General features: G+C 28.0%; 32 protein-coding genes. 13 read left to right on the forward strand and 19 right to left on the reverse strand.

Going from position 1 to position 27,000, the window contains the following annotated elements; all coding sequences use genetic code 11:
• Nucleotides 1-8: 8 nt before the first annotated feature.
• Nucleotides 9-455: a hypothetical protein gene (locus I0K12_RS09540; protein WP_196887453.1), complete on the reverse strand. Its 447-nt coding sequence runs from the start codon at nt 453-455 to the stop codon at nt 9-11.
• 177 nt (nt 456-632) lie between these two features.
• Between I0K12_RS09540 and I0K12_RS09545 the strand changes: the two genes are divergently transcribed.
• The 9 genes from I0K12_RS09545 to I0K12_RS09585 all read left to right on the forward strand — a co-directional run bounded on the left by I0K12_RS09545 (nt 633) and on the right by I0K12_RS09585 (nt 7,479).
• Nucleotides 633-1,697, forward strand: coding sequence for an endonuclease (locus tag I0K12_RS09545; RefSeq protein ID WP_196887455.1), 1,065 nt, complete (start codon nt 633-635; stop codon nt 1,695-1,697).
• Nucleotides 1,698-2,067: 370 nt separating this feature from the next.
• Nucleotides 2,068-2,346 (forward strand): DUF3781 domain-containing protein, encoded by a 279-nt coding sequence (locus I0K12_RS09550; RefSeq protein ID WP_196887457.1) that lies wholly within the window; start codon nt 2,068-2,070, stop codon nt 2,344-2,346.
• 4 nt (nt 2,347-2,350) lie between these two features.
• Complete coding sequence (locus tag I0K12_RS09555; protein WP_196887459.1) at nt 2,351-2,767, forward strand: hypothetical protein; 417 nt, start codon at nt 2,351-2,353, stop codon at nt 2,765-2,767.
• A 120-nt stretch (nt 2,768-2,887) separates the two neighbouring features.
• Entirely contained in the window at nt 2,888-3,718 is an 831-nt protein-coding gene (locus tag I0K12_RS09560) for a hypothetical protein (protein ID WP_196887461.1), read from the forward strand.
• A gap of 12 nt (nt 3,719-3,730) precedes the next feature.
• Nucleotides 3,731-4,348, forward strand: coding sequence for a hypothetical protein (locus tag I0K12_RS09565; RefSeq protein WP_196887463.1), 618 nt, complete (start codon nt 3,731-3,733; stop codon nt 4,346-4,348).
• Nucleotides 4,348-4,899, forward strand: coding sequence for a hypothetical protein (locus I0K12_RS09570; protein WP_196887465.1), 552 nt, complete (start codon nt 4,348-4,350; stop codon nt 4,897-4,899). Before I0K12_RS09565 ends, I0K12_RS09570 begins: the two co-directional genes overlap by 1 nt.
• 13 nt (nt 4,900-4,912) lie before the next feature.
• Nucleotides 4,913-5,482 carry a Crp/Fnr family transcriptional regulator gene (locus I0K12_RS09575; RefSeq protein WP_196887467.1) on the forward strand — a complete coding sequence of 190 codons (570 nt, stop codon included), beginning with the start codon at nt 4,913-4,915 and terminating at the stop codon, nt 5,480-5,482.
• 62 nt (nt 5,483-5,544) lie between these two features.
• The gene (locus I0K12_RS09580; RefSeq protein ID WP_196887468.1) at nt 5,545-6,561 is read left to right on the forward strand and encodes an NAD-dependent epimerase/dehydratase family protein; all 1,017 of its coding nucleotides are present in this window, start codon (nt 5,545-5,547) and stop codon (nt 6,559-6,561) included.
• A gap of 291 nt (nt 6,562-6,852) precedes the next feature.
• Nucleotides 6,853-7,479 carry a hypothetical protein gene (locus I0K12_RS09585; RefSeq protein ID WP_196887470.1) on the forward strand — a complete coding sequence of 209 codons (627 nt, stop codon included), beginning with the start codon at nt 6,853-6,855 and terminating at the stop codon, nt 7,477-7,479.
• 209 nt (nt 7,480-7,688) lie between these two features.
• Here the strand turns inward: I0K12_RS09585 and lpdA are convergent, their stop codons facing one another.
• Nucleotides 7,689-9,077, reverse strand: coding sequence for a dihydrolipoyl dehydrogenase (gene lpdA, locus I0K12_RS09590; protein ID WP_196887471.1), 1,389 nt, complete (start codon nt 9,075-9,077; stop codon nt 7,689-7,691).
• Between the two features lie 662 nt (nt 9,078-9,739).
• Between lpdA and I0K12_RS09595 the strand changes: the two genes are divergently transcribed.
• Both I0K12_RS09595 and I0K12_RS09600 read left to right on the forward strand, forming a co-directional pair.
• Nucleotides 9,740-10,774, forward strand: coding sequence for a hypothetical protein (locus I0K12_RS09595; RefSeq protein ID WP_196887472.1), 1,035 nt, complete (start codon nt 9,740-9,742; stop codon nt 10,772-10,774).
• 209 nt (nt 10,775-10,983) lie between these two features.
• Nucleotides 10,984-11,904, forward strand: a complete 921-nt coding sequence (locus tag I0K12_RS09600) for a helix-turn-helix transcriptional regulator (protein WP_196887473.1) — start codon at nt 10,984-10,986, stop codon at nt 11,902-11,904.
• Here the strand turns inward: I0K12_RS09600 and I0K12_RS09605 are convergent.
• The gene (locus I0K12_RS09605) at nt 11,886-12,779 is read right to left on the reverse strand and encodes a DMT family transporter (protein ID WP_196887474.1); all 894 of its coding nucleotides are present in this window, start codon (nt 12,777-12,779) and stop codon (nt 11,886-11,888) included. The two genes, I0K12_RS09600 and I0K12_RS09605, sit on opposite strands and share 19 nt — an antisense overlap.
• Before the next feature lie 149 nt (nt 12,780-12,928).
• Between I0K12_RS09605 and I0K12_RS09610 the strand changes: the two genes are divergently transcribed.
• Together I0K12_RS09610 and I0K12_RS09615 are read left to right on the forward strand one after the other, a co-directional pair.
• Nucleotides 12,929-13,603, forward strand: a complete 675-nt coding sequence (locus I0K12_RS09610; RefSeq protein WP_196887475.1) for a TetR/AcrR family transcriptional regulator — start codon at nt 12,929-12,931, stop codon at nt 13,601-13,603.
• 12 nt (nt 13,604-13,615) lie between these two features.
• On the forward strand, nt 13,616-14,242 hold the full coding sequence (locus I0K12_RS09615; RefSeq protein WP_196887476.1) for a carbonic anhydrase family protein: 627 nt from the start codon (nt 13,616-13,618) through the stop codon (nt 14,240-14,242).
• Between the two features lie 255 nt (nt 14,243-14,497).
• Here the strand turns inward: I0K12_RS09615 and I0K12_RS09620 are convergent, their stop codons facing one another.
• The 16 genes from I0K12_RS09620 to I0K12_RS09695 form a co-directional block, all read right to left on the reverse strand.
• Complete coding sequence (locus I0K12_RS09620) at nt 14,498-15,007, reverse strand: ferritin (protein WP_196887477.1); 510 nt, start codon at nt 15,005-15,007, stop codon at nt 14,498-14,500.
• Between the two features lie 94 nt (nt 15,008-15,101).
• Nucleotides 15,102-15,413 (reverse strand): hypothetical protein, encoded by a 312-nt coding sequence (locus I0K12_RS09625; RefSeq protein ID WP_196887478.1) that lies wholly within the window; start codon nt 15,411-15,413, stop codon nt 15,102-15,104.
• A 160-nt stretch (nt 15,414-15,573) separates the two neighbouring features.
• Entirely contained in the window at nt 15,574-16,026 is a 453-nt protein-coding gene (locus I0K12_RS09630; RefSeq protein WP_196887479.1) for a hypothetical protein, read from the reverse strand.
• Between the two features lie 28 nt (nt 16,027-16,054).
• Nucleotides 16,055-16,513 (reverse strand): hypothetical protein, encoded by a 459-nt coding sequence (locus tag I0K12_RS09635; protein ID WP_196887481.1) that lies wholly within the window; start codon nt 16,511-16,513, stop codon nt 16,055-16,057.
• A 58-nt stretch (nt 16,514-16,571) separates the two neighbouring features.
• Nucleotides 16,572-17,693, reverse strand: a complete 1,122-nt coding sequence (locus I0K12_RS09640) for a serine hydrolase domain-containing protein (protein WP_196887483.1) — start codon at nt 17,691-17,693, stop codon at nt 16,572-16,574.
• Nucleotides 17,694-17,900: 207 nt separating this feature from the next.
• A complete protein-coding gene (locus I0K12_RS09645) occupies nt 17,901-18,956 on the reverse strand; it encodes a sensor histidine kinase (protein WP_231372731.1) in 1,056 nt (351 codons plus the stop codon).
• Between the two features lie 64 nt (nt 18,957-19,020).
• The gene (locus tag I0K12_RS09650; RefSeq protein WP_196887487.1) at nt 19,021-20,079 is read right to left on the reverse strand and encodes an acetoacetate decarboxylase family protein; all 1,059 of its coding nucleotides are present in this window, start codon (nt 20,077-20,079) and stop codon (nt 19,021-19,023) included.
• Between the two features lie 24 nt (nt 20,080-20,103).
• Nucleotides 20,104-21,060 (reverse strand): acetoacetate decarboxylase family protein, encoded by a 957-nt coding sequence (locus tag I0K12_RS09655; protein ID WP_196887489.1) that lies wholly within the window; start codon nt 21,058-21,060, stop codon nt 20,104-20,106.
• A gap of 150 nt (nt 21,061-21,210) precedes the next feature.
• On the reverse strand, nt 21,211-21,945 hold the full coding sequence (locus I0K12_RS09660; RefSeq protein WP_196887491.1) for a LytR/AlgR family response regulator transcription factor: 735 nt from the start codon (nt 21,943-21,945) through the stop codon (nt 21,211-21,213).
• A gap of 254 nt (nt 21,946-22,199) precedes the next feature.
• Nucleotides 22,200-22,550, reverse strand: a complete 351-nt coding sequence (locus tag I0K12_RS09665) for a hypothetical protein (protein ID WP_196887493.1) — start codon at nt 22,548-22,550, stop codon at nt 22,200-22,202.
• 5 nt (nt 22,551-22,555) lie between these two features.
• A complete protein-coding gene (locus tag I0K12_RS09670; protein ID WP_196887495.1) occupies nt 22,556-23,443 on the reverse strand; it encodes a hypothetical protein in 888 nt (295 codons plus the stop codon).
• 151 nt (nt 23,444-23,594) lie between these two features.
• On the reverse strand, nt 23,595-24,131 hold the full coding sequence (locus tag I0K12_RS09675) for a hypothetical protein (RefSeq protein ID WP_196887496.1): 537 nt from the start codon (nt 24,129-24,131) through the stop codon (nt 23,595-23,597).
• Nucleotides 24,132-24,259: 128 nt separating this feature from the next.
• A complete protein-coding gene (locus I0K12_RS09680; protein WP_196887497.1) occupies nt 24,260-24,931 on the reverse strand; it encodes a hypothetical protein in 672 nt (223 codons plus the stop codon).
• A 203-nt stretch (nt 24,932-25,134) separates the two neighbouring features.
• Nucleotides 25,135-25,653 (reverse strand): GNAT family N-acetyltransferase, encoded by a 519-nt coding sequence (locus tag I0K12_RS09685; protein WP_196887498.1) that lies wholly within the window; start codon nt 25,651-25,653, stop codon nt 25,135-25,137.
• An 86-nt stretch (nt 25,654-25,739) separates the two neighbouring features.
• Entirely contained in the window at nt 25,740-26,495 is a 756-nt protein-coding gene (locus tag I0K12_RS09690; RefSeq protein ID WP_196887499.1) for a hypothetical protein, read from the reverse strand.
• 142 nt (nt 26,496-26,637) lie between these two features.
• Nucleotides 26,638-26,997 carry a winged helix-turn-helix transcriptional regulator gene (locus tag I0K12_RS09695; protein WP_196887500.1) on the reverse strand — a complete coding sequence of 120 codons (360 nt, stop codon included), beginning with the start codon at nt 26,995-26,997 and terminating at the stop codon, nt 26,638-26,640.
• Nucleotides 26,998-27,000 lie beyond the last annotated feature (3 nt).

Here is a 27,000-nt window from a genome sequence, read left to right on the forward strand (position 1 = left end):
TATGTTTTTTATAACGGATAAATAACTTGTTTTCCAACTTTGTTTACAAACATTTTGAACATTTTTTTTCTATTTTCCGTACTTAAATACTCTACAATGTCGTTTTTTGTTGCATAAAATTTTTTCAAACACCAACTTTTAAAAACATGTTTATAGTTTTCTTTTGATTTTAAATAAGCTAAAGAAGTGTATTTATAAATATGATGTAGCTTATCAATTCTTTCAAAGTCTTTATTATTAAATATTTGCTCATTCTCAACGATAATATCCAAAATAAATTCCGGAGACCAATATCCTAAACCAGCTCTTGTTTTCCATTCAGGGTAAAACCAGTTTAAAAAATGTACAACTTCCTCATAAATTTCTGTATTTACATACTTTTCCTTAATTGTTTTCAAATCAGAATTTGAAGAGCAAAATTGAATATAATCTATATCGTCTTTTAAAGAATGCATAATAAAATGTTTCTAAAATGTTAAAAATCAGTTGTTTATAGTGTTTTAAAGTTAAGAGATGAAATGAGATATCTAAATTAACTATTAGATAACCAAAATATTACCAAGAAAATCTTAAAAAGTATTAGTAAAATGTTAATTTAGCCTGCTTTTTAAAAATTATAAAAGACACTAAAAATGAAGAAATTATTACTTAGATTATTATGCGTAGGAGGATTTTGTGTTCAAGGATTCTCGCAAGCTCCTACAGATTATTATTTTTCCGCTCACGGAAAAACAGGAGAAGATTTAAAAACTTCTTTATACCACATTATCAAAGACCACACAGAATTTTCTTACACTTCTTCAAGTACAGATACTTGGGATATTTTGAAAGAAGCCGACAAAGATCCAGAAAATGAAGACAATGTTATTTTAATCTATTCTGGTAGATCTGTGGATGCTGCTCAGGAATATAATAGTGGAAATGGTTGGACAAGAGAGCACGTTTGGGCAAAATCTAGAGGAGATTTCGGAACTTCTAAAGGAGCTGGAACAGATACGCACCACTTAAGACCTCTTGATGGAAGTGTAAATAGTACAAGATCTAACAGAGCTTTTGATAATTGTGATGATTGTTCTATGGTAATTGACGGATCTTTTGAAACAGGTTCGTATACTGATACAAATCAATGGACTTTCGAACCAAGAGATGAGGTGAAAGGAGACGTTGCTCGTATGATTTTTTACATGGCTACAAGATATGAAGGTGATAATAATGAGCCAGATTTAGAGTTAACACAAACTATTTTTTCTCAATATAACAAAGAACCTTTCCACGGGACTTTAGAGGCATTATTAGAGTGGCATCGTGAAGATCCAGTTTCTGATTTCGAGATGAATAGAAACAATGTGATTTACTCATACCAAGATAACAGAAATCCATTTATCGATTTTCCTGAATTAGTAGAACATATTTGGGGTAATAAAATCGGAGAAAACTGGATTAACCCATTATCGGAAGAAGAGTTTGATTTCGAAAATGTAAAATTCTATCCAAACCCTACAACAGGAGCTATCTTTATCAATAATGTTGAGAAAGAATCTTCAGTAGAAGTTTATGATTTAGCTGGTAGAAAAATGATTTCTAAAAACTTGACTATCGGAGATAATAAAGTAGAATTACCAAAAGAAAAAGGAATTTATTTTATTACTTTAAAAACTCAAAATAGCCAAATCACAAAGAAAATTGTAAAACTATAATCTAAAGTTTTATAAGATTTTTTTGTATTGAAAAAATACAATTTGGGCAAAACCCTGTTTAAAAACAGGGTCGGGCTTTCCGCTTCAAGTTTTGTCCTTCTGAAAAAAGAATTTCTAAAGAATCCGTGGGCTTCTAAGGTCGCCTCCGGTTCTTAAGAAATTCTAATTTTTCAGAAAAACAAAAGCTTTCCACTACAATCCCTTTTGCAAATTCTCTTTCTTGCTAAATTTTACTTTTCCATAAAATTGTAATATAAACTTAATACTTAGTATCATATAAATGAATGTTTTAATTTTAATTTCGATATTCGGTTATATGAGTTTTTTATATAATCCGAATGTTTAATTAAAAAACAACATAAAAGAAAATATGAGTACTTATAAGAATTTGATTTTAAAGAATATTTGTTATACAGAATTAGTTTATGGAAGAATTAACAAAAAGCTGAATTTAAATCTTTCCAAAAATGAAATAGAAAAAATGATTTTAGATATTCTTACAGAAACATCAGAAGAAAACTTTATAAAAACTGGCAAAAATATCTATATCACAAATGAAGAAAGAAATATTCGTTTAACAATAAACTCATTCACAAATAGAATAATCACAGTTGATAAATTGACGAAATTACATTTAAATAAAAAATAAAATTATGAAAGAAAAATGGCTATTAAGTATTATTACAGTTTTGTTTTTAAGTTTCATTTCATGTGATTCAGATGATTCGGAAGAGCTAGATGGTAAGTGGCAAGACATTATAAAAATCTCTAAAAAAGAATTAAGTATTAATGCCGAATCTAATTCGGTACTTATTACTACAGAAGGAGCAAGCTGGTGGATTAATGGAATAAGTTTAAATGGAGATTCAAATTATGATTTGCAACAACTGGATACTTCTCAAGATAATTTTATAATAGAAGAAAACGAGTTTAAGGTGGAAAGAAAAAATGCGAAAGAATTACACATTTTTATGACAGAAAATCCAACAGAAAACAAAAGATCTCTGATTATTAGTTTGCAAGCTGGAAATTATTTTGATGGAATAACAATAATTCAATCAGGAAAATAATACTTTTCTTATCAAACGAGATTTATTAAAAAATCTTCTATATTTGAACATCTGCTGCTATGAAATTTTATTTAAATATTTTTTAGTGTCAGGTGTTTTTATGATTTAAAATAAATTGTTTTGATTGAAAAAGATATAATATACATTGATTGGAATTTATATTCAATATTAAAAAGCCCTAAACATTATCCACATATAAGACTAAAATCATTTTTAGAAGAAATTAAAGATAAATATTATTTAGTTTATTCAGATGCACATATTGGAGATTTAAGAAAAAGTAAGGATGATAATTTAAGAAAATTAGATCTTAATTATTTATCAAAATGGACAAACGATATTGTACTAGTGAAATATTTTGGAAATGAAAATATTGTTATTGATAAAATTAATGCAGTTGACTTTTCAAATTCTTTTGATGAAGAAATCTTAGATAATTCATCTTTAAAACTGCATAAAAGTGTAGAGTTGATGAATGCAAAATATGGAGAGGTAAGAGATGATGTTTTACGGAATTATTTCAAGACTGATCCTAAAAATGTATGTAATTTTTCAGTTAAACAAATTGAAGAATTATTAAGAAAAATGAAAATTTTTAATTCATTTAAAGATCTTATAGAATTTAGATTAAAATTAAGAGGTAATACAGATAAAAATCCAATAACTTATATTGATTATTATATGGCAGCATACACTAGTTTAGATTTGATAGGTTTTTTTCCTGACGATATGAATAATAAAAGTAATTATTCTAATTTACTTAATGATTCTAAACACTCTGCATATGGGTCTTTATGTAAAGCTTTTATAACAAATGATAAAAAATGTTTTCACAAATCTAAATTTTTATTTGAATACTTTAAAAGTGATTCAAAATTAATAAAGACTTGTGGCGTGAAGAATAAAATATTAGATTATGAAAATGATCTACAAGAATTAGTAAATAATTAAATTATATATGTTATGGAAAAAACAGAAATCAAATCTGATTTATTAAAAGAGCATTGGGAGAATGCAAGTGAAATTTATTACTTTTTAGAAAAAGAATTAAAAGATTTAGACTATGAAGAAGACTATGAAAAACTCGATGAAATTATATTCGAAGCATGGGAGAAATTTTATTCTGACTTTGTATTAAATCCAATAAAAGAAGATGTTTTAAAAATGTTTCATCATGCTCAAACATCTGATTTTGAATCAAAATCTTCTATGGAAGGAGAGACTAAAATTTATTCTGTTTATTATTATTTAGCTCAGTATTTTTCAATTGGTATTGCAACCTACGATCAAAGTGAAGATTTTCCTAGTTTTGAATTTAATGATTTGAATATGACTCTTTATTATATTTTTGAAGAAATAGTTGAAGAATTAAATTTAGAAGGTTTTACAGAGGAAGATTTATTCGAAGAAAAATGTGATTATTATGATTTAGAAGTAGAGCTTTTAAGTGAATTTCTATCCGAATGTTGGAACGAAGTAAAAACGCAAACAAAACAAAATGTAAAAGCCTTTCTTTCCGAGGCAACTGGTTGTGGTGGTGAATATAGTTTAGATGAAAATAGAGAAATAAAAGAAAATTGATGAAAATCTACCTTAAGTATTTATTCGGATTAAATTTTTTGATATTAGTTTCTTGTAATGAAAATAAATCAAATTTGTGCGATTTGACAAATTTCGAAAATAATAAAAACTATGAAGAACTGTATTTAAATTTGAATATTACTTATGATGATTTTGGTCCTTTGAATAAATGTGCAAAAGAACAAAATAAACCAATTTTAACAATTTATGGTTGTTATGCTTGCTTAGGAGATCGAAATGTAATTTGGGGTACTTTGGCTCATAAAGAATTAAAAAAAAATCTACAAGAGAAATTTTTAATTAGATATTATCATGTTGATTCCCGTACACCTTTGCCAGATTCAATTCAGGAAAAAACTAATTTTAAAACTATAGGGAAGTATTTTTCAGCTAAACAAATTATAAAGTATCAAAATAATTCTCAACCATTTTTTACAATTACCGATTGGAAAGAATCAGATCTTACAGAACCTATAGGCTATGTTTCCAAAAATGAGTATTTAAAATTCAAACAATTTTTGGAAGATGGTTTGAGAAAATTTAATGATTAAAAAGATATACAAAATGCAAAATCTAATAAGTTTTATAGAATCGAGAGTTTCTTTAGAAGAAAAAGATAAAGAAATAATTCAAAAGTATTTTGAAACTTCTGAAGTTGCTGCGCAAAAAACTCTTTTAGAAGCTGGAATGGTGGAGCAATACGTATATTTTATTTCTTCAGGAATTGTAAAAGGATATCAAAATATAGATGGGAAAATGGTGATTCAACATTTAGTAGATAAGGATAATATTTTCACTTCTTTAGATAGTTTTATCTCTCAAAAACCTACAATTGATTATTATGAAACAATTACGGATTGTACTCTTTTTAAACTTTCGAAAAAAAACTTTGATGTTTTGCAAAATAAAACCAAATTTTGGCCATTATTTATCAAGAAATTAACAAGTGAACATTTGAGTTGTAAATTAAAGCGCGTACAAGATTTTCAGATGCTTACTGCAAAAGAACGCTACCTTAAATTTTTGAAAGAACAACCAAATCTAGCACTCCATGTTTCGATAGAAAATATTGCTTCTTTTCTTGGAATGGAACCACAATCTTTGAGTAGAATAAGAAAACAAATCACTTTCTAACAAATGTTATTTTTATATTCCTACTAGCTACTGAAATTTGCTTAAACATTAATAAAATAAAGATGAGCAAAGAAATATCATTAGTAACTGGTGGGAACGGACATTTGGGAAATAATTTGGTTCGATTATTACTTTCTAAAAATCATCAAGTACGAACTACTGTAAGAAATATTGAAAATCGAGAGCCGTTTAAAGGTTTGGATTGCGAACTAGTGCAAGCAGATATTACAGATAGAGATTCTTTAAGAAAAGCATTTCAGGGAATTTCGAATATTTATGCTGTAGCAGCAAATTTTTGCATGTGGGCGAAAAATCCGAAAACAGCTATTTATGATCATAATTTACAAGGAACCCAAAATGTATTTGATATTGCAAAAGAATATGGTGTGAAAAATATTGTTTATGTGAGTTCGGTTGCTAGTTTGGACTTTACAAAATTACCAGCACATGTAGATAATGGTTATAATAAAGACAGAAGAAATTGGTATTACAATTCTAAAAATGATTCGGATAAATTAGCTTTAAAACTAGGAGAGGAGTATGGAATTCGAACGGTTGTGGTGCTTCCGTCTGCGATGATTGGTGGAGAAGCTCATAAATTAAGTTATTCCAACAATATTGTGATGCAAGTTTTACAAGGGAAAATTCCAGTAGATACAGGAATGACTTTAAATTGGATTGATGTGAAAGATGTCGCACTGGGAATGTATAATGCGATGCAAAAAGGAAGGAATTTAGAACGCTATATTTTGTCAAATGAAAAACATACTTCTTTGCAAGATACCGTAAAAATTGCTTCTGAAATTTTTCCGGAATTGAAATTAAAAATACCTAAAAAAGTTCCGAAATCATTATTGTATTCTATTGCAGGATTGATGGAGTTTGGAAGTAAAATTTCAGGAAAAGAACCTCAGTTGCAAAGGCATTATGTAGCTATGTTTTATGGTTTACATCAGGATTATGATATTTCTAAATCTAGAGAAGAATTGGATTTTAATCCGAAATCTTCTAAAGATGCTTTGGAAGATGCTTTGTATTATTTGAAACACGAATGGAAAGAGACAGTTAGTGGTAAATAGAACAAATAACACATTTTTTAAATTAAAAAATAAGAGTTAGTTTTTTCTAATTAATGAATATTTATTAATATTGCTTTCTGAAAAATTATTGGTTATTTATGTTAAAAAATAACATATAAATTAAAGAAAAAGTTAAAAATATAATTTTAGTTAATTATGAAAGGAAAGTTATTATTAAGTATGGTCTTATTTAATATCTGTATTGGATATGCACAAATTACAAATTTAGAGGCATTAAGACTCTCTAAAGCTCAGGATTTAATTTCTCAGCGAATGTTAAAATGTTATCTGATGATAGGCGCAGACGTTAAGAAAGAAGAAGCTGTTAAAGAATTAGATTTAGCCGCCTCTGAGTTTGAAGAGAACTATCTTTTGTTAAAAGAGTATGCTCCAACAGATGAAATGAAAAAAACCTTGGAAAATGTTTATGGTTTATGGTCTGAATTTCGCATAAATATTGTTCAAAAGCCTTCAAAAGAAAATGCATCCCTTCTGTTGAGTCAGGCTGCGAGATTATTGCAGAGAACAGAGTTAACCGTTAAATCTATTGAAGATTATTTACGAATGTCAAATTCGTATTATATTACTAAAATTGGGGAACAGAGAATAATTTCTCAGAAAATAGCGATTTATTATTTGGCATTTTATTGGGAGGTTCCGAATCCTCATATTGAGAAGGCATTACTGAAAGAAATTGAAAAATACAATGAATATTTAGGAATTTTAAGCGAGTCTCTTTTGAACACGGAAGAGATTAATAAAGAGCTAGGTTTATTGAAAAAGCATTGGGATTTTTCAAAGAAAACGTTTGATCTTAATAAAGGTTATTTGATGCCGTCTTTAGTTATTGTTCAGACAAATGAGATATTGAATAAAATGGATACAGTTATGTCACTTTACATTGATGTATTGAAGTGATTTTGATTTTTCTGGCTTAGGGATTGTAGTGGCATCCTTTTGCTGCCTGCATTTTTGCAGCAAAAGATATAACGGAAAGCCCGACCTTTTTCTGAGTTTTTTGGAAACGAAGAAAAATGGGAAGCTCCAATATAAAGTGAAAATTTAAGCTTAAAGCAAAAAAAAACCAGAGAATTAACTCTGGTTTTTCTTTTTATATTTTGTGATTCTTATAAGTGAATTACTTCATCATAAGCATCCGCTACAGCTTCCATTACAGCCTCACTCATTGTTGGGTGTGGGTGTACAGCTTTTAATACTTCGTGTCCAGTAGTTTCTAATTTTCTACCTAAAACAGCCTCAGCGATCATGTCTGTAACTCCAGCTCCGATCATGTGACATCCTAACCACTCTCCGTATTTAGCATCAAAGATTACTTTTACGAATCCGTCAGGAGTTCCAGCAGCTTTTGCTTTTCCAGATGCAGAGAATGGGAATTTTCCAACTTTTAACTCATATCCAGCTTCTTTAGCTTGCTTTTCTGTCATACCAACTGAAGCGATCTCTGGAGTAGCATATGTACATCCTGGGATGTTTCCGTAGTCGATAGATTCTGTATCGATTCCAGCAATACGCTCTACACAAGTGATTCCTTCTGCAGAAGCAACGTGTGCTAAAGCTGGTCCTGGAACTACATCTCCGATAGCGTAGTATCCTGGCATGTTTGTTTTATAAGAAGAATCTACTAAGATTTTATCTCTATCCGTTACGATTCCTACATCTTCTAATCCAATTCCTTCTAAGTTAGATTTAATTCCAACTGCTGAAAGAACGATATCCGCTTCTAAAGTAACTTCACCTTTCTTAGTTTTTACAGTTGCAACAACTCCTTCACCAGAAGTATCTACAGACTCTACAGAAGAGTTAGTCATTACTTTGATTCCAGATTTCTTCATAGATCTTTCGAATTGTTTAGAAACGTCTTGATCTTCTAAAGGAACTAAGTTTGGTAAGAACTCAACAATAGTAACTTCAGTTCCCATTGAGTTGTAGAAGTGAGCAAACTCCACTCCGATAGCTCCTGAACCAACAACAATCATTTTCTTTGGTTGCTCTGGTAAAGTCATAGCTTGTCTATATCCGATAACTTTCTTTCCGTCTTGTGGTAAGTTTGGTAACTCACGAGAGCGAGCTCCAGTAGCGATGATGATGTGATCTGCAGAATATTCAGAAACAGTTCCGTCAGCAGCAGTTACGTCTACTTTCTTTCCTGGTTTGATTTTTCCAAATCCATCAATTACATCAATTTTATTCTTTTTCATTAAGAACTGAACACCTTTGCTCATTCCTTCAGCAACACCTCTACTACGGTTGATTACTGCTTGGAAATCTTTATCAATTGCTTCAGCTTTTAATCCGTAATCATCTACATGTTTTAAATAATCATATACCTGAGCACTTTTTAATAATGCTTTTGTAGGAATACATCCCCAATTTAGGCAAATTCCCCCTAAATTTTCTTTTTCAACAACTGCAACTTTGAATCCAAGTTGTGATGCTCTAATTGCAGTCACATATCCACCAGGACCACTTCCTATAATGATAACGTCGTATTTCATATTTTAATTTTTAATAAAATTTTGTTTTGGATGAATTTTAAAAATTAATTTTTTGAAACATAAATTTAAAAAACTAAAAATTATTCATCGCACAAATTTACAGAAATTGTACGGAAATTGAATAAAAGATTTTAAAAAAGATAAAGCTTTGATAGTTAGTGTGAAAGCGAAGTTTTTGTTGAGGAAATAATTTAGAGTTGTTATTGAAATATAATTTATAATGTTAAAAATAAATAGTTTATAAATAATTAAGGTTTGTTTTTTGAAAAATAAGAAAGTTCTATGAAAAATAAATTGCTATTTGATGAATGTCTTTAGTGATATGCATTTTGAAAAATAATCTAGACTAAGAAACTTTATTGATTTGATAGATTATAAGATTAAAGATATATAGAATTTTTTTACGAATATAAATTTTAATGGTTTTGAAATAATATTTTTTTATTAAAGATTTTATCAGTAATAATTATGATATTAATATTAAATATGTTAAATTTGAAAATAAAATACATGAAAAACTCTTTTTAAAATAGGTTTTTTGTGTTATATGAAAATTACTATAGACTTTAAATTGTTAAGAGGATTATGTTGCTTTTGAAAAAAATATACAATTTAAATTCCACTTTTGCTATTGAATTTTAATCCTTTAAATAAATATAATTATGAAAAAAAACCTTACAAGATTACTCTATTTAGCAGCTTTTGCTATATTTTTTATCTCATGTGACAGTGAAGATGATGCAACTCAAGAAAATCAAGAAGAACAGCAAAATGAAGAAGAACAGCAACAAGAAGAAGAAGAAGAAGAAGAACAAGGTCAAGCTTTTTGTGAATTTGATTTAAATGATTTAATGGGAAGTTTTCCTTGGGTTAATGATTTGATAAATGAAAATGTTGTAGATGTTGAATTCTACACGGTAAATAAAGAAATGAGTAATGGTGAAGTGAAAGACTTTTATTACGTTGTGATTAAGGAATATAATGATTTTGTGTCTGATAATCATGGAACTTTTAATGTAGTTTCTAATAAAATTTATGATTGTTCTGGAAACCCTGTTTATGTACTAGCTTACCCAGAGGGTGATGAATTTTATCTTGATCCATATAGATTATGTTATTCACCAGAAGTTGGAGAAGGATTTTTATGTTTACCATCTGAATTTGAATTAGTGGGTAATTTTTATACAAATCATTTTGATTTTACTACTCCAATTGAAGATATTTCTTGGTTAAATGATAAGAAAAATGAATTAGAAAATTCAGGTAAAAATGGAATGATTGCTATGTGCAATGGTATAGGAGATACTTATTATGTTGTAAACGATTGTTTAGAATGTACTACAATATTTAGATTTAAAGTATATAATTATAAAGGACAATTAGCTGGATATTGTGGGTATAATAATTATGCTCCTTCTGCCGACGCTTTTTATAATTCATATTTAACTAATAATTTTGGTGGGATTGGAGAAAAATTGTACTATAATATTATAAATGAAAATAATTGTGATGCTGGTGAAAATCAAGTGTGGGGGGAAAAGTATAAATATCATGGACAGACATATTATTTATTTTCTGATGAAACTATGACAATGTTTTCGGATTGTGAAGGAAATATAGTGCATGTATCAGGTATGATGGGAGGTGTGAATAACCCTTTTCCAGATTGGGCACAAGAAGCAGTTTTAGTAGAATAAAAAATCAAAACCTGTACTAGTTAAAGTACAGGTTTTTTTAATAATTCTTAACAAATAAATCAAACAAAAATCTTACACTAAGACTTTTAAAATGGACTTTTTCTTTTTCAATATTTTTTAGTCTTACTAATTTAAAAATATCTACTTTTTCTTTTTTCTTCATAGCAAAGATATTATCTTACATCGCCAAAAAATGACGATTTAATATAATGAATTACGAAATTGCAAATCGCTTCCGATTATTGATGGAACGATTATTACAAGAAAATTATCCTTCTAAATCCGAGCTAATTGAATTTCTAGAAAAAAAAGAAATTTATATTTCTGACAGAACTTTGGAGCGAGATTTAAGAGCTTTGAAATCCAATTTTGGAATCGATTGTCAATACGACCGATTGCATAAAGGATATTTTATTCCTGAAGAAATAAATTCGAAACAACAAATAAGTAGCCTTTTTCACTATTTGGAAATGGCATCTTCGGCTCAGTTTTTTACCAAAAGTATCAATGAAACTAGTAAGACTTTGAATTTTATTGATTTTGATAAAGAACATCAATTTAAAGGTTTAGAGCATCTTCCGATCATCATGGAAGCTATTCAAGGGCAGAAGATTCTGAATTTTGTTCATTATAATTTTAAGAAAGAAAAAAGTACAGATTATAGTATTTCTCCAATAAAATTAAAAGCATATCAAAATCGTTGGTATGTAATTGGGCTTCCTACAAATAAGAAAGAAATTAGAGTTTTTGGGATTGATCGTATTTCAGATTTGAAAATTGGAAATAAGAAGAAAATTAATATTCAGAAATATGAAGATCAATTGGATTTGTTTAATCATATTGTAGGACTAAACAGGCAAAATAAAAAGATTGAGTTGGTAGAAGTAGCTTTTTCGAAAATTCAATTAGAATATTTGAAAAGTTTGCCTTTGCATACCTCTCAAAAAATAACGGATAAAACCTATGAAGACAAAGTAATTGTGGAATATGTTTTAGCCATTAATTATGAGTTCAAAATGCAATTGGCACAATATGGTTCTAATGCAGTTGTTTTAAAACCAGATCATTTGAAAGAATCTATTATTTCGGATTTAAAGGAAACTTTGAATAATTATGGTGTAGAAGTCTGAATTTTTTTCTTTTTAAGTTTAAAATTCATGATAATCATTCCTAAGATGATAATTAGTCCACTTGCATAATGATAATGGTAAAGTTTTTCATCGAAAAGTAAACCTAAAACAGCTGTGAAAAGTGGAATAAGATTCATGAAAATTCCAGCTTGACCAGCACCTTTTATTTTAATTCCAAGATTCCAGGTGTAATAAGCAACGGCAGTACCTAAAGCTCCAACACCAACTGCGGCTAACCAAAATTCGAGGTTGTGAGAAAAATCGGTATTAAAACCATAAAATGGAATAGTAAAAGCATAGGTAATAACACAAACTAAGCTTGTAAGAAACGTAAAACTGGTATTTGAAAAATCAACAGAATAGATTTTAACCCAAACATTATAAAAAGCAAAAACAACACATGAAATCAGGATGTATAAATCACTTTTACTGAAGGTAAGCATTCCTAAACCAGAGAAATTTCCTTTCAGAATTAAGTAAATTACACCGATAAAAGCGAAAATTACACCGATGATATGTTTGATTTCAAGTTTTGTTTTAAGTATAAAAAAGGATAGGAGTAGAGTCATCGCTGGGTTTAAACTGATAATAAGAGATGCACTAACAGCGGAACCTTTAATTAAACCTAAAAAGAAAAAATAATTAAAACCAAAAAGACCAATAACTCCAACGAGTATAATTCCCCAAGCTCTTTTTTTAATTAATTTGAGACTTGGAAATGTTTTTAAAGAAATGAAAAATAATGTAATAGCACCAAATAGATATCTCCAAAAACCAGCTTCTACAAAATTTACTTGTTTAAGCATTATTTTGGCTAAATAATAATTTAAACCCCAAAAGAATGTTGCAATAATTAGATATATTGTAGCTCTCATAATATTTGATGCAAAAATTTTACTTAAATTTACTACTATTTTGGTAACTTATTTGCATCTGAAAATCTTAAGATTTTAATAAAAAATAATAGTTCAAATATTTGCATTTAATAGTAATACTATTATATTTGCATATAAGTAAAGGAAAAATGAAAGATTTATTTTCAAACATACAGATTAGAGTTAACGAAAATATTTATTTAAAGAATCCTGAGTCGAGTGATTTAGGAAAAAAAATCATATCTGGTAGTATTGATTTAATTGATGAGATAGGATTCGAATCATTTACTTTTAGAAAATTGGCAGTTTCTATATCTTCTACAGAAGCTTCTATTTACAGATACTTCGAAAGCAAACACAAATTATTATTATATCTTACAGCATGGTATTGGGCATGGATGGAATACAAATTAGTATTTAATCTAATCAATATTAATTCTGCTGAAGAACGTTTGAAAAGAGCTGTTAAAATTGTAACAGAGCCAATAGAAGAGGATAGTAATTTCTTGCATATTAATGAGGTAAAATTAAATAGAATTGTAATTTCAGAATCATCAAAAGCATATTTGACAAAAGAAGTTGATGAAGAACATAAAGAAGGTTTTTTCTCAGGTTATGAAAATATGGTGATACGTATTAGTAATGTGATTTTAGAAATAAATCCATCTTTTGTAAGTGCTAATATGTTAGTTTCTACGGTAATTGAGGGTGCACACCATCAATATTATTTTGCGGAGCATTTGCCAAAACTTACTTCCGTTACTGAGGATAAAAATTGCATCACAAAATTTTATACCGATCTAGTTTTTAAAACAATTAATTAATTAAATATAAAAATGGCTGAATATATCACTCAATCTAAAGAATCTCAAGACAAGATTAATCCTGCATTAGCATTAGAAATGTTAAAAGAAGGAAACAAACGTTTTTTAGATAAAAACAAAATTGATAGAAATTACTTAGAGCAAGTAAATAATACTGCAACAGGACAATATCCTTTTGCTGCAATCTTAAGTTGTATTGATTCAAGAGTTCCTGTAGAAATCGTTTTCGATCAAGGAATTGGTGATGTTTTCAATGCTAGAGTAGCGGGTAACTTTATTAATACGGATATCTTAGGGTCAATCGAGTATGCTTGTAAAGTTGCAGGTTCTAAATTAGTTGTTGTATTAGGGCACTCTGGGTGTGGAGCTGTAAAAGGTGCGTGTGATCACGTGGAGTTAGGAAATATTACTCCAATGTTAGATAACATTATGCCTGCTGTAGATGCTGTTGAGGAAACTGGAGATAGATCTTCAAGCAACGGATCATTCGTACAGAAAGTAGTTGAGAAAAATGTTCATTTTAATGTGGATGGAATCTTAGAGAAAAGTCCAGTTTTAAAAGAAATGTACGATAATAAAGAGATTGACATCGTTGGAGCTGTGTATGATGTAGCTTCAGGTGAAGTTAGCTTTTTATAATAAAAGATAAATCTAGAATAACTAGATTTGAACATATAGAATTATTTCACGGTTGAATAAAAGAATATTTTTAAATGCATCATATTATAAAACGCTATTTAGATTGTGTTTAATATTGGTTCAACGTTCAATTGATGAATATTCTATTTATTTAATTTTTAAATATAAATTTTATATTTAAGGTTTTTACAAGGTTTGAAAAAAGGTTACTAGAAATAGTAACCTTTTTGTTTTCAAACTATATAAAATTATTGTCTATAAATAATTTTTCATTCTTTCGTCGATGAATTGCTGTGCAGCTCCATCCATAAGGTGAATCATATCTAGAATATCTCTAAATTTTTGTTCTTCCTCTAATTGTTCTGTTACGAACCATTGCATAAAGACTTCTGTTCCTACATCTCCAACTCTTCTACTTTCTTTAACGATGTTATAGATTTTCTGAGTAACAGAAATTTCCATGTCTAAAGCTGTTTCTACAACGTCTTTTAAAGATTCGTACTCATGATTGATGTTTGATACCTCTGGCGAAAAAGAAGCTCCACCATTGTCTAAAACATATTTAAAGATTTTCATCATGTGTTCTCTTTCTTCAAGAGCGTTTTTATAGAAGAAATCAGCTGATTGTAAATATCCGTTTTGATCACACCAAGAAGCCATCGCTAGGTATGCAGAAGAAGCGTGTTGTTCTGCAAATATCTGCTCGTTTAACAGTTCCATAATATCGGTATGGATACTTGTTTTTTGTCTAATTATATTTTTCATAATCAATACTTTAGTTAGTGTACTAAATATAAAAATATAATTCTTATGATTTTGTTAATCTTTTTAATTTAAAGGTAGATTAAATCTAAATAATTTATGCTAAAACTAAGCTTTCAGCTTCAAATATTTGACAAGTATTTTGAACAAGATTTTGTAAGTCTAAAATCTGAGGAACATCCAAAATAAAAAGGTGTTTTCTATTACACAAAGTCAAGATTTCGATATTTCTTGAATTAATAACAAGTTCCAAATATCTTGGAGAACTCATAAATCTAATTTTGTGTTTTAAATGAAGAAATTCATGAAATGTAAGTGTTACAATTTTGTTTCCAAAATCGATATAAAATAATTGATTTTCAGCATCTTGATAGCTGCTAAAATAAGTTGATGTATGTAGTAATTCCATGTTCATTATGGAGCAAAAATAATTCTTATTAAGATTAGTTCCAAATAAAAAAGACTCTTAAATTGTTAAAATCCTCAATTTTTTTGTTTTTAATTGATTTTTATGAAAATAAATGTTGAATATTTAATTGTATATTCGAAACCATTAATTATTCGAAATATTATAATTCAGCTTTTTTTACTTCGGAAAATTCAAATTCAATTGGGTTGATTTTAGTTTTCAAAAGAGAATGAATCTTACTCGGATTGATAAAACGATTTTCAAATCGTTCATTAATTAAATCAAAAGTATCTTTTTCTAAAATTTCCATTTGGCTATAGTCGACTTTATAATTCCAATACATCAATCTCCAAAGTAATTTTAAAATCCCTTTTTTATCCACAAGATTATATTTTTCTTCTGTTAGAATACAAATGGTTTCTGGAAAATTTTCAAAACTTTCAAAAGTAATTTCAAAAAGCTTTCCTTGATACAAAGCTTTAATTTTCTTTATTTCTCTTACATTTAATTCGTTGATAATCTCAAAATTTTTCAATTCTCTATCCAAATCAAAGAGGATTTCAACATTAGAAATTCTCGAGTTTTTAAAATGTAAAATATAAGTATATTTCATTTCAATTTATTTTATTCATAAAACCAAATTAATACTTTGTAGTTATGATTAAAATATCTCCATCATGTCTTTTACACAGAATAGAATTATTCAAAACTTCTTTTGTCAATATTGTTACATTTTTGATTGCATTTGTATCAATTTTCACTTTTTCTATTAGATTTTTTTTGATTGGAACTCCATCAATAACTACTAAACTGATATCATTGTTTAATGATAAACTATCTAATTTTAGATTTTTTAATTCATAAAATTCTACCTGTTTTCGTTGCGTGATTCTCAGTTCTCTATTTTTCTTGTCAATTTCAACTTTCTCAATATTATTTTTATCTAAAAAGAGAGTTTCTAAATTAGTCTTTTCCATATCAACCAATACTGTATATTTTGGTGTATATTTAGTTAAAATTTTATTGCGATCGTATTTAATATCTTTTGTTGCACAACTATATGTGAAAATTAGTAAGAATAGAAGAAGTATTTTTTTCATAAGATTTTTTATTTTTTACAGCAATAAATATTCCGGAAAGGTTATTTCAAATATTTTGCTATTCATTTAGCATCAATTTTGCAATTGGATGGATAATTTCTTGTCTGAAATCTTCATTATAATCACAATTTCCTAAAACTACTATTCCAATTTTTTCTTCAGGAATCATAATTAAATAACTTCTAAATCCTTTATCACCACCATAATGTCCAATTAATTTTTTTGAATTTATTTCGTTTAATTGAAACCCTAGACCGATATATGGATAGGAGCTGAAAGAAGAATTTATCATAGAAGTGTATAAATCTTTTGAGTCAGAATTTTCTAAATTTTGGAGAAAAGAAATCATCCATTTATTTAGGTCTTTAGTAGAAGTATTTAAAGTACTACTTGCTGCATGTTCTCTTGTATAAGGATAAGTATCTCTAATGTATATGCTTTTTGTTATCCAGCTTTTTGAATGTGGTGAAGTTTTTAATGAATCAGAAATATTAAAATACCTAAAATCACTATTGTTCATTTTATTTTTGTTCAAAATATTTTTTTGAACGAAATCTTCAAAAGTAGTACCTGAAGCTTTTTCGATTACATAACCTAAAATATCATAGCCTAAATTACTATACTGATATTCCGTAGAAGATTTAGAATCTAGATCTAAATCAAGCTCTAAAACATACTCCTTTAAACTATTCTCAGATTGATTGTTATTATTCCAGTGATAATTACTAATATCAGGTAATCCAGAAGTATGATTTAAAAGATTTTTGATAGTAATCTCTTTTACTCTTTCATCGTCATATTTAATTTCTGGAATTATTTCTATTAATTTATCATCAAGTGAAATTTTATTTTGTTCTACAAGTTTCATGATAGCTTCAGCGGTAAATAATTTACTAACAGATGCTGTATGAAATACCGAATTTTCAGTAATAGGTTTTTTAGTTTCAATATTTCTAAAACCATATCCTTTGGCTGTAATTATAGAGTCATTTTTAACGATTCCTATAGAAATTCCAGGAATATTATATTCGTTCATTTTTTGAATTACTATAGAATCAACTTCTTTAAGAAAACTTGTTTCGGAATGATCAATTTTAAGATTTTGATTAAATGTTGAAGTGTCACACGATTGGAAAATTGTAGAGAATAAAACTACAATAACAAGAATAGATTTTTTCATTTTGTTGTAAATATTAGCTAATATACAGAATGTAAGAATTATTGAAAAAATAAATTTAAAACTTCAAAAAAAATAGGAGAGTAACACAATTGATGTGAAACCCTCCTATATAAACTCAAACATGTTAATGTTTAATAAAAACTAATTATGATTATAAAGTGTAGGACTCTTTTTTACTTTATTATAAATTTTTGTTGAAACTATTACTCAAAAAATCTTACCTAATTCCAATTTTACCTTAAAAACATTATCAATTATATTAATCTTTAAATCATGTTTGCTTGCATAACTAACCTCTAACCTCTCTTTTACATTTTTAATTCCTAAACCACTATAACTTGGATCAGAATTTACTTTAGCATTTGTATTAATGCTATTTTCACATGTAAAATATATTTTTCCTTCGTGTTGTTTAATATTGATTTGTATCGGATGTTTTTTTCCATCGTCAAAAACTCCATATTTGAAACAATTTTCAATAAATGGCATTAACAACATTGGTTCTATTTGTGTATTTTCATCTTCAATATTCGTCTCAAATGTCACTACGATGTCGTCATCTTTTATTTTTTGTGAATAAATATAGTTTTCGATATAATTGATCTCTTTTTGAATCGGTACCCAATTATTCTTACAATCATAAGTAACATAGCGCATCATATCAGCTAAAGTATTTATGTATTTTTCAGATTTATCAGGAGAAAGTCGGATAATTGCATTCAAATTATTTAAAGCATTCAGAAAAAAATGGGGATTCATCTGAGAACGTAAAAATTTTGTTTCTGCCAACAATCGTTCTTTCTCAATTTGAATCCTTTGTTTTTCATTTTTCGAAAAATCTAAAATCAGACGAATTGTAGTACTTCCAAAAAGAAAAATAATTGTAGGAATTAAAAGACGAATGAACCTATTATTTGCTCTACCTGGAAATGAAAAAGTTCTGAATGTATTTTCTATTGGCCAAATTATAGATTGCAGCGTTTTCACAATCCATAAATAAAAGAATGGCGTAATCACTATAATAGCAAGAATTATCAAAGAATAAATCACATATTTTTTTCTGGTAAAAAGTTTTGGTATTAATACAAAAGCATTGAAATAACTTATACTAGCAAAAGTTAATACCATACAAATTGATTGAAAAAGAGTTTTGAAATCATTACGATTATTAATCTCTAATAACTTAAATACAAGTAAGAAATATAGAATCCAAAAAATAACTTGGATAATCAGACTCGCTTTTTTATTTATGGTAAAGTTCATAATTTTTTTAAAAAAATGTAGTGATTTAAAAATCTTAAACCACTACAAGGTAAAGAAAAAGACGTTAAAAAGGGTCTCCAGTCAGACTAAAAGAAGCTTTATTAATTAAATAATAGGCTCCAATCATGTTTGATGGTGTTAAGTCTAAAGGATGATGAAATGGAATTGATTCCGTATTGGTAACAACTTCTGCTTCACCAAAAGTGATAGAAACGATACTTGGGAATTGATCCGCTGTTTCAAAAATGCTATTTCCTGTTCCTGTTTTACCTAAAACAATGATTTCTCCATTTCTGAATTGTAAATTTTTAAGTGTCGATAATTCTATCATCTCTTGTTTTGCAGCTTCATCAATTGTATAGTTTTCTGTATTTAGACTAACTTCCATCGTACCTCCTAGAGGATTTGTTCCGTCTCCATAGTAAAGAGGTTCTTCTCTAGTAAAATTGATTTCTCCCAATGTTTTAGGTAATCCTAAACCAATGATTCCTGCCCACATTGAAACCTCATCTGTTACTGGCATATAAACACAGTGCCAATATTCCACACCTTGATATTCTACAAGAATAAAAATGGCATTTTCTTTATAAGGTGTTGCATCATAATCCAATTTGTAAAAATCATTAATGAAAGCAAAAACTAGCATACGACTTGGCATTTCAAATTCATCAGGAATCAAACTCTGATATGCAACTTCATTATCTGTTTCATAATACATGAAAATTCCATCATTTTCTAAATATTTATAAGGAACGTGTTCATATAAAGTATCAATCGTAATTTCAATACTTTTGGTGCTTTCTATTTCTCCATTAGATGCTGTCAAAGAGATAGGGAAAGTTCCATTTTCTGTAAAAGTTGCAATCGGATTTTCTTCTGCTGAATTTTGAGAAATAGCGTCTGGAAAAGACCATTCGTAATTTGTCGCATTTTCAGAAGAATTAATTAAAGTAACTACAGCTTTGTTTTGTTCTACAGCTAACTCAAAATCAAAATCTGCAGTTACAATTAATTGTGTTTCCTCTTCTTGTTGTTGCTGTTCTTCTTGCTGCGTATCATCATCTTCACTACAAGAAGCAAGCATAGCGAGCAATGCTATTACAATCAGTTTAAAGTTTTTCATTTGGATTTATGTTTAATAGTTAATTTATTTTTTTCCTAGTCTGAAAGGGATTTTATTAGATAAATAGTAAGCTCCAAGGATTTTACTTGGCTCTAAACCTAATGGACTAGCATCTGTATTATTCTTTTGAGCGGACATATCAAATTCGATGTTTCCTTCACCACTTTTAATCACTACTTTACTAGGAAATCTTTCGGCTAAATCAAAAATACTCCCGTTTCTTCCACCTGTCATCTCTATAACTTCACCATTCAGAATATTCATTTTTGGAATAACTGATAATTCATTTAATAATTCTTTTTGTTCATTACTCAATGAATGATTTTTTGTATCAATACTTAATGAAACTTTACCATTATTATGGTCTGTTACTTTTGCATTATATTCTGGGTCGTAACGGTAGAAATCGATTTCTCCCATAGTTTTCGGAAGTCCTAAACGATATTTTCCTGCCATCATAGATTCTCGGCTAGTTACTGGCATATAAACACAATGCCACATTTCTTGTCCTTTATATTTACCTAAAAGAAAAATAGAAGTTTCTTTATATGGTTGTGTTTCTGCGTCCATTTTGTAAAAATCACTGATAAATGTGAATACTAACAATTGATCTGGCATCTCAAATTGCTCAGGTAAAAGTTTACGATAAAGATCTTTTTCATTCGTTTCGTAATACATGAATATTCCGTCGCTTTCTAAATATGTATATCGATTTGTCTTTGTAGCATCAGGACCTTTTAATTCATCTGCTGTAAGATAACCGTCATTATTTGCGTCAAGTTGATCAAAGTTTTCTGAAAGTTTTTTTCTATTACTAGCTTCTTCCTTGCTTATTTTCTTATCATTATTCTTATCAAGAAATTTGATAATTCTCTCCGGATTAATCTTTTGATTTTTGTTTTGTCTTTGCGCAAAACCAACATTAGATACGCTGGACAAAATGACAACAACTAAGATTAAAATAACATTTGCTTTTTTCATTTTTATATACGATTAAGATTTCTAACTATGTTTATTTCAGTTTTGTATAGACAAAATAATAGCTTTTTACGTTAGCCGAAAAGAAATTTAACTAACATTCAGTAAATGGAAATCTATAATCAGTAAATGGAAAGTTTGGGAAGAAGTATTTTAGAATCCCATTGATTTTAGTTGTTGTAAAACTTTTGTTCGGTAGGTTTTGCCAATTGGAATTTCAGTGAAATCATTCAAAATAATCGTATAATTTTCTCTTCCTTTTATTTCAGATAAAGCTATTACATGACTTCGGTGTATTTGGATAAATAGGGGAGGGAGCTGCGCAGAAAGTTTTTTTAAACTTCCTAAGATGAGGTATGTTTTTTCTTTTGTAAAGTATTTTATGTATTCTCCGTCTGCTTGTAAACGGATTAATTCATTGAAATAAATTTTATGAATTTCTGCACCAGTTTTTATTTTGATAAAATTATTTGGCTCAATTTCCATTAGTTCGAAAGCTTTTGCTTTTTCTTCCGTATTTAATTGAACTTTTAGTTTTTGAATCGCTTTGTCAAAACGATCTTCTGTAATAGGTTTCAAAAGATAATCCACAACATTTAATTCATAACTCTCTAGAGCATATTCAGAATAAGCTGTGGTAAAAATTACTTTAGGCTGAATTGTATTATTCTTTAAAAATTCAATTCCAGTTTCATTTGGCATCTGAATATCTAAAAAGATAAGATCAATATTTTCGTCAGATTCTAAAATTTCTTTAGCAAGTGAAGTGTTCTTGTATTTTCCAATAACTACAAACTCTGGATAACTTTTTAAATAATCCTCAATCAGTTCACGAGCAAAACGCTCATCATCTATAATAATACAGTTATATGTAGATTTTAAAGTCATTTTATGGAAAATACGATAGATTAAATATTATTAAAACTTACAAGTGGTCAAATATAAAAGATTTTCTCAACGATACAAGTTATAAATGAATCAATAAAATTAGAAAAGAAGGTTAACTATGATCTTAATTTATTTTTAAGATATTCAGATTATTAAATTCCCCTCTCGAGAGGGGTTAGGGGTGTGTTATGGATTAAAAAAATCATCTTATTAGATTTAAAACTTTTTAATGAATATAAGATTCTAATAAAAAATCAGTTTTTAAAAACCATTTCATAAACTAAATCATCATCATTTTCATTCATGATTTTTAAAATAACATATTCTTCTTCTAGTTCAACTAAAGGTTTTAATATTAAAATTTTCTTTTCTTCATAATCAAAAACAAACATCTCAAGAGGATTGTAATCACCACTTAAATCTAAAAAGTCTAAAGACCCCATTCCTTCAGGATCAGGATTAATTGCTTTATCATTTATCAAAAGATTCAGTTCCGAATCACTGTTGCTTTCAAGTTTTAATTTAAAATCAATAGTTATTGTATCAATTTCTTTTAATTCTAATTCTGTTTTAAAATTAGCTGTTTCAAGATTAAATTTTTCCATGTTTTTTAATTTTCAATGTAAGTAAAATCATCCTTAAGAGATTTTCTGTATTTAAATAAAGATAAACCAGAAGAACTTCTCATGCTTTCTGGAATGGGTTTGAATATAGAGTTTTTTCTTTTCCAAATTTCTTCAAAATGAGCTTCTAAAATTAGTTTTCCATTGTTTGTAAAACGTTTTACAATGACATTTTCAGAATTTCTATCAGAAGTGATTATTTCATGATGATATTGTTCTGGAGATCCTAGATGTGTTGAAAATAAAATAGAATCTTTTGTTTGAGTTTTTCCAAAATGTAAATTGAATTTTCGAATTGGAGCAATTTTTTCATTTGCTTTAGTTAAATCAAATAAAATTGTTTGATGAGCATTCCAAAAACCTGTAGAAATTTCTTTTGGTGGATTTGATGGATCATCAATATATTTTTCTTTTAATTTTAATTTTGAAAGAGCTTGATTGATATAACTAGTGTAAACTTCTTTTTTTAAATCAGGTCTACTAATAAAGCCTTTTACTAAGAATTCATGTTCTAAACCGAAATCACCTAAAAAACGTTTGTTTTTAGAATCAAAGCATTCAAATTTTACATAAGGAAAACATCTTTTGTAAAAAGGGATGTAAGCTCCAGCTCCAAGTTTTAATTCTTCTTTTTCTCTTAATTCTATTATTCGAGTACCATTACCAAAATATAAAGTATCACCATTTTTTAGTGAAAATTGATATTTGATTTCTTCCTCTCCAGCTAATGCTCCATCTTGGATTTCACAAATTGAACCAAAGGCTTTTTCTGTACTAGTATAGTAGTGTATATGCAAGAAAGGTATCAATCCATTATCGTAAATTAGGAATATAATTAAAAGAATTAAGGAGGTTTTTTTAATTTTCTTTTTCATGAATTTTCAAATGTTTTATATTTTTAACCAAACTGAAATGTATAATATATACTCTTACAATGCTTGCATCTAAAAGAAGCAACATCTTCAAAACTTTCTGGAGCACCATGTTTTCTGAAATTAACTCAAATACTTTTCCTATTTTCCTAATTTAAAAACAATAATTTTGTTCATGGATTAAACTAATACCTGCTTGTCGGTAGCATTCTAAAAAACCTCCAGGTCGTTTAGTCTGAAAACCTAATTTGTTTAACTTGATGTCTTCCTCTCTAGAAATCCAAGCAACTCCAGGATATTGATAAATAGCTTTTTCGATAAGATCTTTATCTTTTATTTTTATAAGTTCTTCTCTAAATTGTTTGATAGGAATTGTATGCTCCCAAACAGCCATAGAATATTTTCGATTATTAATTTCAACATGCCCCATTAAATTCCTTTGTTCCCAAATCAAATCGAAAGGATTAACCTTTATGTTTTTTTCGTTTAAATGATCTAAAACTTTTTGAGAAACATACGAAGCATGTGATCCAGTAAGAATACGCAGTGCGATATCTAAACCTCCTTTTAGTGCTTTTTTATTTTCTTCTGGTGCATTTTGAATTTCAATAACATAAGATTGAATGATGCTTATAAAAGAATTGACTAACGTTTTGTTTTTATCAATATGCTTCGTTTGTTCTATATTCATTTTTTTATTTTCCTCTTGAGGTGGGTTAGGAGTGTGATGTTTTTATATTTTAATTTTCAAGTTGTTAAGAAATGAAAGCTTTTGATGAAAAAAACGATTATTGCTACAAGAGTGCTTAATCATTTTTATTAATTACTCTCAATCAAATCTCCTTCCCATTTTCCTCTCATTGCTCCTTTGTCCAAACCTTTTTTCCAAGAACCAATTAATTTATTATCACTCACAGAAAATTCAATAAGACCTTCCATACCTTTATTTCGCCATTCTCCGCTAAATTCATCATTTTTAAAAGTACCTTCTAACATTCCTTTTCCTTGATATTGACCAAAAGTATATCCGTCAGGTTCGATTGTGATATTTAAAGTACCGAAATCCCCTTCAAACTTCATGTTTACTTGTGTTGCAACTTCTTGCGTATTATCTGAAACGAATTGTTTTGCCCAAGCATGTTCTTCATAAAAATATGCATCGTCATCTTGAAAATCTTCATTACCTTCTTTCAAAGTTTGAATTAAGAAATCTATATCCTCTTGTTCTAATTCATTAACACCAGTTGCTTCATTATCTTCAATGTAAACAATAACTTGATATACTTTATTATCTTGATAAAAATATGCAAAACCGTGGTCGTTTAATTCCGTTTCTTCTTCTTCAGATTCTTCCATTGCATCTTCAAACCACCAATATTCAACTGTTTCACCTTCCTCATCTATAGCTGTTGCCAATTCTAAAATAAGTTGTGCATTCTCAGTAAGTGTTGTGTAAAATGATTCTGCGTGGATGTCTGTTAAATGTTTCATGTTTATAGTTAGTTTTTATTTGAAATCGAGCTTTTTAAAAACTCGATTTCAAATGTAATAGAACTAATTAAATATTTATAAAAAAGAGTGTTTTTTTGTTTAAAATTTAAAGATGAGAATTAAGTATTATTTAGTATTTAAATTTTAGGGTGCTATTTTTATAGATTCATTTTAATACTTTCTTAGTGGTTTAGAAATCATTTTTATTTTTTTAATCTCGAATAAATATCTACGCTCACATATTTATCATTTTTAATCTCGCAATCCCTCATAGTTCCTTCCAATTCAAAATCGATTTTAGACATTGCTTTTTTACATTTTACATTTTCAGAATCGACAAAACCTTCTATTCGATGAAGATTTAATTTTTCAAAACCGAAATTACAGATGATTTCCATTGCTTCTTTCATTATACCTTTACCCCAATAATCAGGTAAAAGCCAAAGTCCTATTTCTGCTTTTTTATGCATTTTTGAAATATCATTTAAACCTCCTGCACCATAAAATTCTTCATTGTCTAATGAACAGATTGCAAACCACTTTTGTTCTTCTTTTGCAAACCATTCCATTTGTTCTTTTGTTTCTTCAAGACTATGAAAACTTACTCCATAATGCTTAATAACCTTTGAGTCTGAAAGACCTTTGTAAACATTTTTAATATCCGAATATTCAATTTCTCGTAATAATATTTTTTTAGTTTTTAATTCAATTTTATTGTTCATATTTCAATCTTTTATAAATAAATTTTAATTGGATTTAATGTTTTTATTAAACGGAATTTCAATATGTTTTAGGTTTTTGAATTGTTTTATCTCTGCCACCCCTCAATTTTATAATTCTTTTCAAGAAGTTTTATATCTTCATTTGAATTGTTGGCTTTGTACCAAACTTCAAATCTTGCTGCATACGGTTTTCCCCAATCTCCTTCATAGATTGTAAAAGAATCATTTGTCTCATATTTAATAAGAGAATCATTAGAATGTCCAATAATCAATTCGCTTTTCATTCTTAACATACCTTCAGATAATCCATCATTTTTAGTTATTTCATAAGCTTTTAAATAGATTTTGCCACTATCTATTTTTGATAACCATATTTCATAATTATACAAACCAGGTTGAGAAGCATTATAGAGTTCGAAATCCTTATCTTTTGGAATACGGATTGGCTCTGGTTTATTTTCATCTGAAAATCCAAAAGTTTGCCCTTTAGGAATATTTATTTCTATATTATCTGGAATTTTCAATGAATCTGCATAAAAATCATATGGGTGCAACCTAAAGATAATACCAAGTATGATAAATAATCCAACTAAACCTAACATTCCAGTTGAAATTATTTGAAGAATACCAGCTTTATAATTTTTCATAAAAATTCTAATTATTCCTGTAATTCCAGAAGCTAGAATGGCCAAAAAAGGTAGGTATAAACTAATATAGAAAATTATCTCATTCTGAATGAAAATTGTAATTGTTCCAATAATCCCACAGAAAGCTGCGAAAAGTACTGGAACGAACCATTTTTCCTTATATGCTTTTATAATTTTTTTTATTTCTTTAATCATTTATTATTGAACTTTATATTATAACAAGAATTCTCGTTATTTCTATAAAATCTATAACCATAAAATTTCTTTGATAGTTTAGTTTTCATAGCAGCAGATTTTCAAATGTAAATGAAAAAGAATGAATAAACAAAAACTAGAGTTATTCAACTGTTTCTTGATGCATCTTTCCCCAAGTTTCCAAACTATCCATTAAAGGTTTTAGACTATATCCTACAGAAGTTAATTCGTATTCAACACGAGGAGGAACCTCAGCATAAACCGTTCTTTTTACAATTTGATCTTTTTCTAATTTTCTTAATTGCAGTGTCAACATTCTTTCGGTGATATTTGGAAGAAGTTTTTTTAGCTCACCAAATCGTAGTTTTCCATCCATTAAATAACAACAAATAGATAAAGCCCATTGTCCACCTATTATATTTGAAGCATAGACTATTAAACATTCTTTTTCTAATGTTTTTTTGTTTTCAAAATGAGTCGATGATTCCTTGATTTTTGTCATTAC

The organism is Aureivirga sp. CE67 (assembly GCF_015767245.1).
GTDB lineage: Bacteria > Bacteroidota > Bacteroidia > Flavobacteriales > Flavobacteriaceae > Aureivirga.